This window comes from Occultella aeris (assembly GCF_902703175.1).
GTDB classification, from domain to species: Bacteria; Actinomycetota; Actinomycetes; order Actinomycetales; family Beutenbergiaceae; genus Occultella; species Occultella aeris.
Map to the genome: position 1 here is coordinate 1 of NZ_CACRYJ010000045.1, position 14,103 is coordinate 14,103.

12 protein-coding genes are annotated in these 14,103 nt (G+C 70.9%); 5 read left to right on the forward strand and 7 right to left on the reverse strand.

Features of this window, described 5'->3' with window-relative positions; all coding sequences use genetic code 11:
* The 4 genes from HALOF300_RS14835 to HALOF300_RS14850 form a co-directional block, all read left to right on the forward strand.
* A partial coding sequence (locus HALOF300_RS14835; protein WP_156741713.1) for a family 78 glycoside hydrolase catalytic domain occupies window positions 1-1,814 on the forward strand: 1,814 nt, incomplete at its 5' end.
* A gap of 191 nt (window positions 1,815-2,005) precedes the next feature.
* Complete coding sequence (locus HALOF300_RS14840) at window positions 2,006-2,977, forward strand: TIGR03885 family FMN-dependent LLM class oxidoreductase (protein ID WP_156741714.1); 972 nt, start codon at window positions 2,006-2,008, stop codon at window positions 2,975-2,977.
* Window positions 2,974-4,656 (forward strand): alpha-amylase family protein, encoded by a 1,683-nt coding sequence (locus HALOF300_RS14845; protein ID WP_156741715.1) that lies wholly within the window; start codon window positions 2,974-2,976, stop codon window positions 4,654-4,656. Before HALOF300_RS14840 ends, HALOF300_RS14845 begins: the two co-directional genes overlap by 4 nt.
* 38 nt (window positions 4,657-4,694) lie before the next feature.
* Window positions 4,695-5,690 (forward strand): sugar-binding transcriptional regulator, encoded by a 996-nt coding sequence (locus HALOF300_RS14850; RefSeq protein WP_231955415.1) that lies wholly within the window; start codon window positions 4,695-4,697, stop codon window positions 5,688-5,690.
* Window positions 5,691-5,727: 37 nt separating this feature from the next.
* Here HALOF300_RS14850 and HALOF300_RS14855 read toward each other — a convergent pair whose 3' ends face one another.
* The 6 genes from HALOF300_RS14855 to rph form a co-directional block, all read right to left on the reverse strand.
* Window positions 5,728-7,212: a mannitol dehydrogenase family protein gene (locus tag HALOF300_RS14855; protein WP_156741716.1), complete on the reverse strand. Its 1,485-nt coding sequence runs from the start codon at window positions 7,210-7,212 to the stop codon at window positions 5,728-5,730.
* A gap of 89 nt (window positions 7,213-7,301) precedes the next feature.
* On the reverse strand, window positions 7,302-7,646 hold the full coding sequence (locus tag HALOF300_RS14860) for a hypothetical protein (protein WP_156741717.1): 345 nt from the start codon (window positions 7,644-7,646) through the stop codon (window positions 7,302-7,304).
* Window positions 7,647-7,690: 44 nt separating this feature from the next.
* Entirely contained in the window at window positions 7,691-8,176 is a 486-nt protein-coding gene (locus tag HALOF300_RS14865; protein ID WP_156741718.1) for a hypothetical protein, read from the reverse strand.
* On the reverse strand, window positions 8,176-8,658 hold the full coding sequence (locus HALOF300_RS14870; protein ID WP_156741719.1) for a hypothetical protein: 483 nt from the start codon (window positions 8,656-8,658) through the stop codon (window positions 8,176-8,178). The genes HALOF300_RS14865 and HALOF300_RS14870 overlap by 1 nt, the downstream gene beginning before the upstream one ends.
* Window positions 8,659-8,838: 180 nt before the next feature.
* Window positions 8,839-9,495 (reverse strand): RdgB/HAM1 family non-canonical purine NTP pyrophosphatase, encoded by a 657-nt coding sequence (gene rdgB, locus HALOF300_RS14875; protein WP_156741720.1) that lies wholly within the window; start codon window positions 9,493-9,495, stop codon window positions 8,839-8,841.
* Window positions 9,492-10,274 (reverse strand): ribonuclease PH, encoded by a 783-nt coding sequence (gene rph, locus HALOF300_RS14880; protein WP_156741721.1) that lies wholly within the window; start codon window positions 10,272-10,274, stop codon window positions 9,492-9,494. The genes rdgB and rph overlap by 4 nt, the downstream gene beginning before the upstream one ends.
* A gap of 80 nt (window positions 10,275-10,354) precedes the next feature.
* On the opposite strand from rph, the gene HALOF300_RS14885 reads away from it, so the two are divergent.
* The gene (locus HALOF300_RS14885; RefSeq protein ID WP_156741722.1) at window positions 10,355-11,335 is read left to right on the forward strand and encodes an MsnO8 family LLM class oxidoreductase; all 981 of its coding nucleotides are present in this window, start codon (window positions 10,355-10,357) and stop codon (window positions 11,333-11,335) included.
* Here the strand turns inward: HALOF300_RS14885 and HALOF300_RS14890 are convergent, their stop codons facing one another.
* Window positions 11,336-14,050, reverse strand: a complete 2,715-nt coding sequence (locus HALOF300_RS14890; protein ID WP_408636857.1) for a phosphoenolpyruvate carboxylase — start codon at window positions 14,048-14,050, stop codon at window positions 11,336-11,338.
* Window positions 14,051-14,103 lie beyond the last annotated feature (53 nt).

Sequence of the window (14,103 nt, forward strand, 5' to 3'; positions counted from 1 at the left end):
ACCCGACCCGCCCGGAGGTGACGCCGACGCCGCAGGTGAGCTCCGCCGTCGTCGTCCTCACTGCGTCCAGGGACGCCGGCGCCGCTCCCCTGCCAGCGGCCACGGTCCCGGCGGCGCTCGTGGCGACGTCGAGCGTCTACGGACAGGTGGTGCACCCACGCGAGCAGCACCCGCTCGGGAGCCTGAGGGACCTCGTCACCGGACTGACCCGGGGCGAGCCGGTGACGCTGCCCGACGGCGGCGACGTCTCGATCGTGCTCGACCTCGGCATCGAGGCGTCCGGGTTCGTGATCGTGGACCTGGACGCCCCGGCCGGGACGGTCGTGGACGTCTACGGCTTCGAGTACATCGAGGGCGAGCGCCGCCAGGAGACCACGGCGATGGACAACACGCTGCGCTACCGCACGCGGGCCGGACGGCAACGCTACGAGTCCCCGGTGCGGCGTGGGCTGCGCTACCTGCAGCTCGTGGTCCGTCGCGAGGCGGCCGCGCGGGGCCCGGTGACACTGCACGAGGTCGCCGTACGCAACTCCCACTACCCCATCGGCCAAGCGGACCAGGCCGGCGAGTTCGCCGCGAGCGACAGCCTGCTCACCGAGATCTGGGAGATGTCCCGGCGCACGGTGATCGCCTGCATGGAGGACACGTTCGTCGACTGCCCCGTCTACGAGCAGGCATTCTGGGTCGGCGACACCTACTCCAGCGCCCGGTTCGCGTCCTCGCTGTTCGACGTGGCACCGCTGATCGAGCGCTCGTTGCGGCTGGTGCCCGGGTCCAAGGCGCAGACCCCGCTGCTGGGCTCCCAGGTGCCGTCCGGGTGGACGAACGTGATCCCGGCGTGGACGTTCTTCTGGGTGCTCGCCTGCGAGCAGCACGCCCGGCGCACGGGTGACGCGGCCTTCGCCGGCGGCCTGCTGCCGGAGGCGGTCGAGGCCCTCGACGCGTTCGCCGAGCATCTCGACGGGAACGGCCTGCTGTCCATCGAGGCCTGGAACCTGCTCGACTGGGCACCGATGGACCAGCCGAACGCCGGGATCGTGACCCACCAGAACGCGCTGTTCGTGATGGCCCTGGACGCCGCGGCCGACCTGGCCGACCTGGCCGGGACCGGCGAGCGCACAGAACTGGCCGGTGCGCTACGGGCGCGCGCCGAGACGCTGCGCGCGGCGATCGCCACCCACCTGTGGTCGCCGGAGCGGGAAGCGTTCATCGACGCCATCCACGCCGACGGCACAAGGTCGGAGGTCATCAGCGTGCAGACCCAGATGTTCGCCCACCTCGCCGGCGTCGGCAGCGAGCCACAGCGCGAGCGCACCCGCGCGCTCGTGGTCGATCCGCCGTCGGGCCTCGTGCAGATCGGCAGCCCGTGGATGTCGATCTTCCGCTACGACGTGCTCGAGGCCGCGGGCCGTGCGGACGTGGCGCTGGCCGACCTGCGCCGAGACTACGGCGCCATGATCGAGGCAGGGGCGGTGACCTGCTGGGAGATGTTCCCCGCGCCGGACCGCCAGTGGCCGACCCGCAGCCACTGCCACGCGTGGTCGGCCGCGCCCGCGTCGTTCCTTCCGGCGGTCGTGCTCGGGATACGCCTGCTCGACGGCGGAACCCGGGTCGAAATCGCGCCGCACCCGGGCGAACTCGTGTGGGCCCGCGGTGCGGTCCCGCTGCCGGGTGGCGGCCGGGTGGAGGTCGCCTGGGCCCGCGACGGCGCGGCCCTTGACCTGCAGGTCGCCGCGCCAGCCGGGGTAGAGGTCACCGTCCGTGAGCCGGTCGGGTACACAACGCGGGTGCGGCTCGAGGACCCGCCGCCGTGAGCGAGATACGGATCCGTCCCGGGGGCCGGCGCGGCCGGTCGCCTCGCGGTCGCGGCTGCGCCGGATGACCGCCCCACGGGCTTCCATCGCTTCCATCGCTTCCACCGTGAACCACCCGACGCCCTGCGAGCCATCCCCGGCACCGACGATCTGCTGTTGCGGACGGCCTGCATCCGGGTTTCGGTTGCCTCATGACACGCATCGGGTTCCACGCAAGCCATGAGCAGGCCTCGCCGCGGCAGTTGCTCCGAGATGTGCAGCACGCCGAACGCGTCGGATTCGAGATGGCCATGTGTTCCGACCACATCGCCCCCTGGAGCAGCCGCCAGGGCCACTCCGGCAACGTGTGGACCTGGCTGGGTGCGGCGCTCGCGCTGACCAGTATTCCGGTCGGCAGCCTCGCCATTCCCGGACCGCGATACCACCCCGCCGTGCTCGCCCACCAACTGGCGACCCTCGCCCAGATGTTCCCCCACCGGGTGTGGGCCGCCCTGGGCAGCGGCGAGGCGTTGAACGAACACATCACCGGCGAGCAATGGCCGCGAAAGGAGGTTCGGGTGCAGCGGCTCGAGGAGAGCGTGGCGATCATCCGCTCACTGTTGGCCGGCGAGGAGGTCAGCAGGGACGGGCCGGTCCGGGTGGATCGAGCCCGGCTCTGGGATCTGCCCGAGGAGCCGCCGGAGCTGCTCGCTCCGGCGATCTCGGCCGTCTCCGCTGCGCGTGTGGCCACCTGGGCCGACGGCCTGTTGACCGTGGTCCAGCCTGTCGACACCCTGCGTGAGGTGGTGGCGGCCTACCGCGGCGCCGGCGGGCGCGGACGCCTGGCACTCCAGTTGCACGTGTCCTGGGCACCCACCGAACAGGAGGCCCTGGCACTGGCCCACGACCAGTGGCGAAGCAACGTCTTCGCCCCTCCCGCGCCTGCCGATACTGCGACCACCGAGGCATTCGACGCGTTCTCCGACCGGGTCCCACCGGATTCGGTCACGGAGACGGTGCGGGTGTCGGCGGACCTGGGACGGCACCGCGCCTGGATCGGTGAGTATGCCGACCTCGGGTTCGACGACATCTACCTGCACCACGTCGGACAGGCCCAGGATGCGTTCCTGGACGCATTCGGCGAGCAGGTCCTGCCCGCGGTGAGCGACGGAGGACGGCGATGAGAACAACCCGGACGAGCGACCTGTGGTGGAAGAGCTCGGTGATCTACTGCCTCGACGTGGAGACCTTCCTGGACTCCGACGGTGACGGAACGGGGGACCTGGCCGGCCTCGCGCAACGGATCGACTACCTGGCACAGCTCGGGATCAACTGCCTGTGGCTGATGCCCTTCTACCCCAGCCCCGACCGTGATGACGGCTACGACATCACGGACTTCTACGGCGTGGACGCACGGCTCGGCAACCATGGCCAACTCGTGGAGGTGGTACGGACTGCGCACGATCGCGGGATGCGGGTGATCGCCGATCTCATCATCAACCACACCTCGGACCAGCACCCCTGGTTCCGGTCGGCCCGGCGGAGCAGGAACAGCCGGTACCGGGACTACTACGTCTGGCGGGACACGGAGCCACCGGACACGAGCGGCGAGGTCGTCTTCCCCGACCAGGAGGAGTCCATCTGGGAACGCGAGGAGAGGACCGAGTCGTGGTACCTCCACCACTTCTACCGGCACCAACCCGATCTGAACGTGGCCAATCCGCTGGTGCGCGAGGAAATCCTGCGGGTCATCGGGTTCTGGCTGGAGCTCGGCATCGACGGCTTCCGGGTCGATGCGGTCCCGTTCTTCATCAAGGACGCCGAGACGCTCGGTGCCGATGGCGGTGAGTCGGCGGTTCCGGACGACCCGCACCAGATCCTGAAGGAGATCCGTGCGTTCCTGACCCGTCGCAAGGGCTCGGCGATGATGCTCGGGGAGGTCAACGTCGCCCGTGCGGAGCAGCTGGAGTACTTCGGCGGTGACGATGGGGACGAACTGACCATGATGTTCGATTTCATCGCCATGCAGGCCTTGTACCTGTCCCTCGCCCGAGGGGATGCGACGCCGCTGGCCGAGGCCCTCGAAGATCGGCCACCGATCCATCCCACCTGCCAGTGGGCCAACTTCCTGCGCAACCACGACGAACTCACCCTGGACAAGCTGACCGGCGAGGAGCGTCAGGAGGTGTTCGCAGCCTTCGGCCCCGAACCGCAGATGCAACTCTACGGACGTGGTCTCAAGCGCCGGCTGCCGACGATGCTGTCCGGTGATCCACGCCGGCTCAGGATGGCCTACAGCCTCATGTTCTCCCTCCCGGGCACACCGACGATCTACTACGGCGAGGAGATCGGGATGGGGGAAGACCTCGCCGTCGAGGGGCGGATGGCCGTGCGTACCCCCATGCAGTGGACCGACGGGCACAACGGCGGGTTCTCGGCTGCGTCCCCCGGCCGGCTGATCCAGGCCGTGGTGGGAGACGGGTACGGCCCGGAGCACGTCAACGTCCGCGACCAACGCCACGACCCCGATTCCATGTGGACCTTCATGCGGGAGCTGATCGCCGTGCGGCGTACCTGCTTCGAGCTGGGCTGGGGTGCGTTCTCGCTGCTGCCCACCGATGCCCCGCAGGTGTTGGCCCACCGCTGCGACCTGGAGGGCTCGGCCGTGGTGGCGATCCACAACCTCGGGCCGGATCCGGTCACGGTCCAATTACCGATGACCGACGTCGAACGACCGGACCAGATCGTCGACCTGCTGGCGCGCGACGGTGTCACACCCGGCGTCGGCACGCTCGAGGTTGCCCTGGGCGGCTACGACTACCGGTGGTTCCGGATCGGGGGCGAGGGACTCCTGGGCGCCTAGCGCCGACCCCGCCGACCGGTAGACTCAGATGAGCGAGTATGTTTGCTCATCTGACAGCCGCCGAGGAGGCTCTCGTGCCCGACGTCGACGATCCGGAGCTGCTGCGCGAGGTCAGCGTGGACTTCTACCTGGACGGCCGCTCCAAGGTGGAGATCGCCAAGGAGCGCGGGCTGTCCCGATTCCAGGTGGCGCGGATGCTGAACACGGCACGCGACCTGGGCATCGTCCGGATCGAGATCTCCACCCCGGCCCATCTGGACAACTCCACCGGTAGCGCCCTGGCACAGGCCCTCGGCGTGCGCGAGGTGATCGTCTCCTCCGGCGGCTCCAGCACGTCCCCGCGGGACGCCCTGGCTCGTGCGGTGGCCCGCACGCTCGTGGATCGGGCCAAGCCGCAGATGACGATCGGCGTCTCCTGGTCCCGGACCATCGAGCTAGCCGCCGCACACATCGAGCACCTACCGCCCTGTGACGTGGTGCAGCTCGTGGGGGCCCAGCCGGTGGAGGGCAGCGGCAACTCGCTCGAGATGATCCAGCGCTTCAAGAGCCTTCCGGGCGTGCGCACCTGGCCCATCTGGGCGCCGCTCGTGGTCCAGGACGAGGCCACGGCCGCCGGCCTGCGCGCTCAACCCCAGATCGCTCGGGCCCTCGAGCGTGCGGACCAGCTGGACATCGCCGTCGTCGCCGTCGGCGGCTGGTCGTCGGAGTCGTCGACCGTGTACTCGAACGTGAGCAGGTCCGACATCGCCGACGCCGCCGCCGCGGGCGCGGTCGGCGAGTGCTCTGGCCGCCTGTTCGACGACGCCGGCCGGCTCGTGCCGACTCCGCTGGACGGGCGGATCGTGGGCGTCGGCCTTGACCAGTTGCGCCGCACCCCCGAGGTCATCATCAGCGCCCACGGCGCGGCCGCGGCCCGGGCCGTGCGCGCAGCCGTCCGTGGCGGCATCGGATCCACGCTGGTGCTCGATCCGGCCGCAGCCGGTGCCCTGACCGAGATCCTGCGCGCCGAGTCCGCAGCGGTATCGGTCGACTGACCGGGCCGGCGGCGCGCCGAAAGTCTCGCGGTGCCACTCAGTCGAGTTCGGTCTCGGCCAGGTCCTCGAGCGTCGCCCGGGCGCCGTCGCGGTGCAGCGAGGCCAGGGCCGAGCGGTAGGGCCCGACGAACCGGTCGTCGTCGACGAGGTCACCGAACAGGTCCCGGTCGCGGATGAAGGCCAGCTCGTCCCGCTCGTGTGTCCGCGCGACCGCCGTGAGCTGCTCGGCGAGCCGATCCACGACCTCGATCGGTGCCCCCGCCTCGTCGACACCCTCCGCGTAGCGGGCCCAGCTGGCCACGATCGCGGCCGAGAGCCGCACCTCGCCGCCGCCGGCGAGGTTCTCGCGGATCACGGGCACGAGCCACTTCGGGATCCGGTCGGAGGACTCGGCGCACAGCCGGGCCAGCGTGTCGCGGACGTTGGGGTTGGAGAACCGCTCGATCAGGGTCTGCTTGTACGCCGTGAGGTCCACACCCGGGACTGGCCGCAGCGTCGGGGTCGCCTCCAGATCCATGTAGGCGAGCAGGAACGCTGAGAACAGCGGGTCCTGGCACGCGTCGTGGACCAGCCGGTATCCGGCCAGGTACCCGAAGTAGGCGACCGCTTGGTGGCTGGCGTTCAACAGCCGGAGCTTCATCAGCTCGTACGGCATCACGTCCTCGACGACCTGGACGCCGACGTCTTCGTACGGCGGGCGGCCGTCGGCGAACTTCTCCTCCAGCACCCACTGGGTGAACGGCTCACACACGACCGGCCAGGCGTCGTCGATGCCGAACCGCTCGGCCACCAGGGCCCGGTCGTCGTCGGTGGTGACCGGGGTGATGCGGTCGACCATCGAGTTCGGGAACGGAACTTCTGCCTCGATCCAGTCGGCCAGCTCGGCATCCTTGGCCCGTGCGAACGCGACGAACATCTTGTGCGCCACCTCGCCGTTGCCCTGGATGTTGTCGCAGCTCATCACGGTGAACGCAGGCGTGCCGCGGTCCCGACGGCGGCGCAGCGCCTCGGTCACGTACGCGAAGGACGTGCTGGGCACGGCGCCGTCGACCAGGTCCGCTCGGACCTGGACGTTGCCCAGGTCGAACTCGCCCGTCACCGGGTTGACGTTGTAGCCGCCCTCGGTGACCGTCAGGGAGACGATCCGCACCCGCGGGTCCGCCATCTTCTCGATGGCAACCTCGGGGTCGTCGGGTCCGTACAGGTAGTCGACGATGGAGCCGATGACGGTCGGCTCGATCGTGCCGTCGGCGTGCTTGAGGACGAGCGTATAGAGGCCGTCCTGAGCCTTGAGCGCGTCCCGCATCCGCGCGTCCCCGGGCAGCAGACCGAGCCCACAGATCGCCCAGTCGAGCGCCTTTCCCTCGCGCATCAGCCGGTCGAGATACATCGCCTGGTGCGCCCGGTGGAAGCCGCCCACACCGATGTGCACGATCCCGGCGGTCAGAGCGGACCGGTCATAATCCGGCACCTTCACGGATCCACCGAGACCCTGAACCGTCTCGTCCTTGAGCAGAGTCATCGCTGATTTCCTTCGTCCGACGTACGTTGAGCCGACGATATCAGGTGAGCGACTATGGCCTCACAAATGAGCGCGCCTTATCGGGCGGGCTAGTCGGCGATGCGGATGGCCACCACCTCGCACTGCACCGGGGATGACGTCCCACACTCACCTTCGATCCAGATCTCGACCTCGTCCCCGTCCGCCAGGTCATCCACCTGAACGTGCACGCCGTCGCCGTCCACGACGACCGGGTGGTCATCGGCACCCGCCAGGTCCATTCCTTCGAAGCGCTCGGGCACCGCATCCACCACCCTCGGGCCTGCGCCCCCGGCCGCCACGGACACGACGCCGGTCGCGTTCGGCTCGCGATCCGGAATGGCGGGACCGCTGCAGGATGACAGGACCAGCGTGGCCACCAGCACTCCAGCCACGGTCAGCGGTCGATGCGTCATGCCTCACCTCGTGTGCGCGTCGGTGGCGGCGGGCGGATTCGGCGTCACCGCGTCGCCGGTTCAGGCCAACCTGCGAGCGCTCCGATGACAGCCAGGCCGAGCCAGCGGCCCCGGAACACCAGATTCGACGACGTGCCGGTGACATGCAACTCCCAGGGCGCCGTGGCGAACTTCGGCCGAGCGGAGCGTATGCGGGGCCGCGCGTCCGTCAGCGTGAGTTCGTGCAGGGGAACGATCCGCCGGTGTTCATGCCCGTCCATGTAGTTGATCCATGCTTGCTCGACGGAACACTCGACGGGACTCCACCCCGCCAACGGCGAGAGCCATGGCGCCCGTCCACGCACCGCCACCTCGACTCCGTCGACGTAGTCGTTCGAGTCCTCCGTCGCAGGTGCCCACGTACCGGCGAGGCCGCCCGACGGCAGACTTCCGGTGACGATCTCGAAAATGGCGTCCGCCGACATAGCCACACGCCATGGCCACGTCGCTGCCTCAAGACGCCAGCCGATGATCTCCTCCGCGGCCACCATCACGACTCCCGAGCGTCACCACGGCGCCGACTGTGCCGACCCCCTCGGCCCTGTTGTCGACGCTCGTACAGGAAGTACCAGACCCCCGCTGCCATCAGCGCTGGACCGATCGCGAACATGAGAATCACATCTCCAAACTCGCCACCGTTGACCAGATGCACCTGGTCCCCCACGCCGAGAAACCGGGCCGGATACTCCTCGTCGAGCTCGTAGGGAGGCTTGTCCGTCTCCACCCACGCATCCTCGATCACCACGGCGTCGTCGGCACTCACGAATTGCCCGGACCAGGCACAGAGTTCTCCGCCGCGACCACTCGGCGTACAGTCCACGGCGTTGGTCGTGAAGACACCCGCGGCGCCCTCACCTCGCGCGACCGACAGGGCCGCGGGAAGGTTGTGCAGAGCCTCCGCGAGGATGAGAAGTCCACCGAGTGCGAGCACAACCGCCAGAGCAATCCGGCCAAGTCTCGCGAGTTGCTCCACTCGCCCCCATGCGCCCACCGGCATCAACCCTCCCTGGCTGTGACCGGCCCGCTGTCTCCGCCGTTCCCGCCGCAGCGTATTCGCCACGCCTGGGTCGTGGGGCTCGATTCACGACTCCCACAATGAACCTCGCGCGGCGACCACCCGTCGCGGATCGAACCGCGTCGGCCCGGCGGTGTCTCAGGCCCGGGCCAGGGCCTGCGCGATGTGCGGAGCCAACGCACGGAAGGCGCGGCCCCGGTGCGAGATCGCGTTCTTCTCCGCGGCAGTGAGCTCCGCGCACGAGCGGGTCTCGCCGTCGGGCTGCAGGATCGGGTCGTAGCCGAAGCCGCCCTCCCCGCGCGGGGCGGTGAGCAGCGTGCCGCGCAACTCCCCCAGCTCGACGTGCTCACGTCCGTCCGGAGTGACCAGTGCGGCCGCGCAGACGAAGCCCGCGGCGCGGTGCTGGGCAGGCACATCCCCGAGCTGGGCCAGGAGCAGGTCCAGGTTCGCCCGATCATCGCCGTGCCGGCCGGCCCAGCGCGCCGAGAAGATCCCGGGCGCGCCGCCGAGCACGTCGACGGCGAGGCCGGAGTCGTCGGCGACGGCCACCAGACCGGTGTGTGCGGCCAGGGCACGCGCCTTGATCAGCGCGTTCTCGGCGAAGGTCACGCCGTCCTCGACCGGCTCGGACGCGCCGGTCTGCGCGGCGCCGATGACCTGCTCGGGCGCGAGCGGTGTCAGCCCGGCGAGGATCGCCCGGAGCTCGCCCACCTTGTGGGCGTTGTGGGTGGCGAGCACGAGCCGCGGCGCACCCGCCTGCGGGACGGAAGCGCCGCCGTCGGGCGTGGTGTTCACGGTGCCGGCGCGCCGAGGGGACCCGGCGCCGGGCGCCGGGCCAACGGTACGGCGAGCGCCTCGGCCTGCAGTTCGGTCAGTCGCGCGGTGCCGGCGACGGCGAGGTCGAGGAGCGCGTTCAGCTCGGCCCGGTCGAACGGGACGCCCTCGGCGGTGCCCTGTACCTCCACGAACGAGCCCGACCCGGTCACCACGACGTTCATGTCGGTCTCGGCGCTCACGTCCTCGGTGTAGGGCAGGTCGAGCATCGGGGTGCCCTCGATGATGCCGACGCTGACGGCGGCGATGGAGTCGGTCAGGACGGTCGCCTTCTTGGCGACGGCCCCGTTCTCCCGGCCCCAGGCGATCGCGTCGGCGAGCGCGACGTAGGCGCCGGTGATCGCTGCGGTGCGGGTGCCGCCATCGGCCTGGAGCACGTCGCAGTCGAGCACGATGGTGTTCTCACCCAGCGCGGACACGTCGATGATCGCGCGCAGGGATCGGCCGATCAGCCGGGAGATCTCATGGGTGCGGCCGCCGATGCGGCCCTTGACCGACTCCCGGTCCGAGCGGGAGTTCGTGGACCGCGGCAGCATCGAGTACTCCGCGGTGACCCAGCCCTGCCCGGAACCCTTGCGCCAGCGCGGCACACCCTCGGTGAACGATGCGGTGCACAGCACCCGGGTGCCACCGAACTCCACGAGCACCGACCCCTCGGCCTGGTCGGACCAGCCGCGGTGGAAGCGCACCGGGCGCAGTTCGTCGGGTCGTCGGCCATCCGTGCGGGTCACATCAGTCATGGGCACGAGCCTAAGCCAGCGGGGCACTCGGTCGGCACAGCGCGGAATGGTCCGGCGCCGGGCCGGGTTGGCATGGGGTGATGGCATCCGAACGGTTCCCGATCTCGCTGCTCGACCGCTCCCGCACCCGGGCCGGCGAGGAGCCCGGGCTGGCCCTGCGGGCGAGTGTGCGCCGGGCGCAGCGGGCCGAGGTCCTCGGCTTCCACCGGTTCTGGGTCGCCGAGCACCACGCCGTGCCCGGCATCGCGAGCGGGCATCCGCCGACGCTGATGGCCGCGGTCGCCGCGGCGACCCGGTCCATCCGGGTGGGCTCCGGCGGCGTGATGGTGCCGAACCACCGGCCGCTGCTGGTGGCCGAGCAGGCACTCATGCTCGAGGCGCTGTTCCCGGGCCGGATCGACCTCGGGCTCGGCCGCTCGCTGGGCTTCACCAAGCCGGTCCGGGCCGCGCTCGGCGTGGAGGGCTACTCCCCCGAGGACTTCGCCCGGGACCTGACCGCGGTGCTCGCCTTCCTGCACGGCACCGGCCCGGTCACCGCCATGCCACCGCTCCCGGCGCCGCCGGGCATTCACGTGCTCGCGACCGGATCGGGCCTGGGTGTCGCCGCCCGGCTGGGCCTGCCGGTGGTGGTGGGTGGTCCGGTCCTGTTCGGCGACTTGCGCGGGCTCTCGGAGTACCGCAGTGCCTACCGCCCGAGTCCCGCGTGGCCCGAGCCGAGGGTGACGATCAGCCTCGAGGTGATGATCGCCGGGACCGCCGAACGGGCACGCGAGCTGCTGCTGCCCGAGGCGGTGGCGCTCGCCGAGTCCCGGACCACCGGCTCGTTCGGCCCGTTACGCAGGGTCGGCACCGCGGAGGCCGACGGTCTTCCGCAGAAGGTGCGCTCCGCCGTCGGGCATCACCTCGACCAGGCCGTGCACGGCACCCAGGCGCAGGTGCGCGCCGAGCTCGGCGACCTCATCCGGCGCACCGGCGCCGCCGAGGTACTGGCGTCCACGTCCACGTTCGACCACGACGCACTGGCCGCGGCGGACGCCGCCCTGGCGGATCTCGCGGCCTGATCAGCCCGTGTTCTGCAGGCCTGCGGCCACTCCGTTCACGGACAGCATCATGACGCGCCGGATCTGTGCGTCGGTGGCCTGGTCGGAGCCGTCCGTGGAGCGCAGCGCCCGCAGGGCACGCAGCTGGATCAGGGACAGGGCGTCCACGTAGGGGCTGCGCAGCTGCACGGCCCGGCCGAGCACCCGGTGCCCCGCGAGCAGGCGGTCCTGACCGGTGATGTCCACGATCCATTGCCGGGTCAGGGCCATCTCGTCGAGCACCAGCTCGGCGAGGTCGTCCCGGTCGCCCAGGGCGAGGTAGCGACGAGCGATCCGCTCGTCGGTCTTGGCCAGGGACATCTCGACGTTGTCGATCATCGTGGCGAACAGCGGCCAGCGGGCGTAGGCGTCCCGGAGCACGCCGACGTCACCGACGGCCGCGAGCGCGGTGCCGAGGCCGAACCAGCCGGTCAGGTTGATCCGGGCCTGCGTCCATGCGAACACCCAAGGGATGGCCCGCAGGTCCTCGAGCGACTCCACGCTCAGCCCGCGGCGGGCCGGTCGCGAACCCAGGGGAAGCCAGCCGACCTCCTCCTGCGGGGTCACCTGCGCGAACCAGGCCGGGAACCCGTCCGCCTTGATCAGCTCGAAGAAGCGCTCCCGGGAGGCCGAGTCCAGGCGGGACGCGACGTCCGTGAAGTCCCGGGCTGCGCCGGCGTTGCGGTCCGCGATCGCCGGGGTGCCCTGGAGCAGGGTCGCGGCGACGACCTGCTCGATGTGGCGGGCCGCGATCACCGGGTTGCCGTAGCGGGCGAAGATGACCTCGCCCTGCTCGGTCAGCTTGAACCGGCCGTCCACCGAGCCCGGGGGCTGGGCCAGCACGGCCCGGTTCGCGGGGCCGCCGCCGCGGCCGAGCGCACCGCCGCGGCCGTGGAAGAGGGTGAGGCGGATGTCATTGGCCTCGGCCCATGCGGCAATGCGGCTCTGCGCCTCGTAGAGAGCCAGGGTGGCCGCGACCGGGCCGACGTCCTTGGATGAGTCGGAGTAGCCGAGCATGACCTCGACGCGGCGCCCGGTGGCGGCCAGGCGGGTCTGCACCTGCGGCAGACTCAGCATCTCGTCGAGCACCCCAGGCGCGGCCTGCAGGTCCGCGAACGTCTCGAACAGCGGGATGACGTCAAGGACGGGCGCTTCCTCGGGTGACCCGAGGGCCTCCTCGGCGAGCCGGTACACGTTCGCGAGGTCCTGCGCGCTGGTGGTGAAGGAGACGATGTAGCGGCGGGCGGCGAGCTGACCGTAGCGGCGCTGGATCGACGCGATCGAGCGCAGCGTCTCCAGGACCTCCTCGCTCATCGCCCCCAGGGGAGTCCCGTCGTCGATCTCGGCGAGCGTGGCTGCGTGCACCTTCGAGTGCTGCCGTACCTCGAGCTCGGCGAGGTGGAACCCGAACGTCTCCACCTGCCAGATCAGGTGCTGCACCTCGCCGTAGGCCTTGCGCTCGTCTCCCCCGGCGGCGAGGGAGGACTGCACCACACGCAGGTCCGTGAGCAGTTCCTCGGGTCCGGTGTAGGCCAGGTCGGCGTCCCGACGACGGGTCGCGTCGATGCGCTCGGCGATCACCAGCATGACCTGCCGGTGCGGCTCGTTCGGAGACCGGACGGCGATGTCCGCCGTCAGTTCGCCGGCGAGCCGGCGCTGCCGGCTCCAGAGCGCTTCGAGGTCCGCCGAGGCGGGCGTGGTGCCGCCGTCCAGGGTCAGGCTGCGCCCGACGCGCTGGGCCACCCGTTCGAGCCCGACCAGTACGTGCTCGGCGGCGATGGCCGCGGCAGCCCGGGTGACCGAGGCGGTGACGTTCGGGTTGCCGTCCCGGTCCGCCCCGATCCAGCTGCCGAGCCGCACGAACGCAGGCGCGACCGGCACGTTGCGGCCGGCGGTGCCAGCATCCGGGCCGAGCAACACGTCCAACTCCCGGTACACCTTCGGGAGCGTCGTGAACAAGGTCTCGTCGAACACGCCCATCGCGGTGCGGACCTCGTCCAGCGGGGTCGGCTTCTCGGTGCGCAGCGGGGAGGTCCGCCAGAGCGTGTCGATCTCGGAGAGCAGGTTGCGGCGGTTCTCCTCGAGCGCGTGCGGCCCGCGCCGGGGGTCGTCCCGCTCGGCGATCAGGTCGGTGATACGGCGGATCGACGCAGCGACCGCGCGGCGCCGCGCCTCGGTGGGGTGCGCGGTCAGGACGGGGCGGAACTCCAGTTCCGAGACCCGGCGGCGGGCCTCGTCCGCGCCGACCTGGTCCACCAGGAACGCCAGGGCGGTCTCAAGGGTCTCCTCCGGCGCGCGTGCCGGCGCCTTCGCGGCGGTGTCCCGCGAGCGCAGCGTGCGCACCCGGTGGTACTCCTCGGAGAGGTTCACGAGGTGGAAGTAGCACGTGAAGGCCCGGGCGACCTCCTCCGCACGCTCCAGGGTGAACGTCTCCACGAGGGCCTCTGCTGCATCGAACGCGCCGGTGTCCGAGCCGGAGTAGGCGGCGATGGTGAGCTCGCGCAGCCGCTCGACGTCGGCGAGCAGGTCCGGCCCGCCGCTCTCGGTGAGGATGATGCCGAGCAGTTCGCCGAGCAGCCGCACGTCGTGACGCAGGGCGTCCGGCATGTCCTGCCGGGCCCCCGTGCGCGAACCGGACGCGATGCCGGTGGCGGGGGTCTGCGGGGAGGTCGAGGACGCTTCACTCGAGGAATTCATGGCTCGAGCGTACCTACGCGGTAGCCCTTCGCCGTCGGGCGTCTCACCGAGCG